Genomic DNA, 1,252 nt, shown 5'->3' with positions numbered 1-1,252 from the left:
TCTTTAAAGTGCTCGATACTATCAAATTCTTGTAAGTAAAGGAATTCAGACTTCAGTATCCCAAAAAAGTTCTCCATGACGGAGTTGTCATAACAGTTTCCTTTACGAGACATACTTTGGGTGATGTTATGTTTCTTCAGTGTCCTTCGGTACTGGGCCATTTGATAATGCCATCCTTGATCCGAATGGATTAAGAGCTCATCGTCTTCATTTACATGTTTTAATCCTTGGTCTAACATCGTCTCGACCAAGTCAAATGTCGGCCTTGATTGAAGCGTATAGGTAATGATCTCTCCGTTAAATAGGTCTAGAATGGGGGACAGATAGAGCTTTTGACCGAACAGTTTGAACTCCGTTACGTCTGTCACCCATTTTTGATTAGGTCTATCGGCTCTAAAATTACGATTTAGGATGTTGGGAGCTACTTTTCCAACTTTCCCTTTGTAGGATTTATATTTTTTCATTCGCACAATGCATTTAAGGCCCAATTCTCTCATGATTCGAAGGACTTTCTTTTTATTTATATCGTGTCCTTTTGCTTGAAGAACGTCCGTAATGCGACGGTACCCAAGGCGCCCTACGTGTTTATGGTAGATAAAATTGATTCTTCTTTTCCATTTGCGATCAGGATCTGATTGGTCTAATTTTTGTGTGATGTGATAGTAAGTACTTTTAGGTAGCTTAGCTACTTTTAACATTCTGGTCACCCGGAATTCGTTCCTTAGTTCAAATACTACTTTCGCTTTGATTTCGTTGGTGATGGTTCTTCCTGAACTAAGGCTTTTAGCTTTTTTAAATACGCATTCTCCATCCGAAGGTATTCGAGTTCTTTTTTCATATCTTCCATCGTTTGGTTAGAAGAGTTATCTTTCATTTTCTTATTCTTATGGTTAGACGTCATTGTAGAAGGCCTCTTTTCTAAAGATCCGAAGGCATCTTCTCCAGCTCTTTCCCACTTTTTCACCCATCTACGAACCATACAGGGATCGGGGATATGAAAAATGGCTGATGCCTCTCGAATGGAGTAATTCTTCTCCGTAATAAATTGAATTACCCTCAGTTTAAAGGCAGAAGGATAGTTTGTATAGGGAAAGGTAAATGCTTGGTCCCCGTGGTGACGAACTAACATCACCCAATAGCGCAGAACGGATTGATCAACGCCCACTTGATTGGCAAGATCTCGATAACTAACGAGTTCATTAAGATAACGTTTAGCAGCGTTCAGTTTAGATTCTTGAGTAAACTTGGCCAT

At 39.5% G+C, this 1,252-nt stretch carries 1 protein-coding gene; it reads right to left on the bottom strand.

The window, feature by feature from the left end; translation table 11 throughout:
* Positions 1–1,252 (bottom strand): IS3 family transposase gene (locus tag NQ095_RS22465; RefSeq protein WP_258265551.1). Its coding sequence is split into 2 segments (ribosomal slippage), with 1,253 coding nucleotides annotated over them: positions 1–781 and positions 781–1,252; the frame shifts between segments, so codons are not numbered across the junction. This gene is flagged as partial in the annotation.

Source organism: Rossellomorea sp. SC111, assembly GCF_024733565.1.
Classification (GTDB): Bacteria; Bacillota; Bacilli; order Bacillales; family Bacillaceae_B; genus Rossellomorea.
This window is presented reverse-complemented; position numbering and strand designations above follow the sequence as displayed.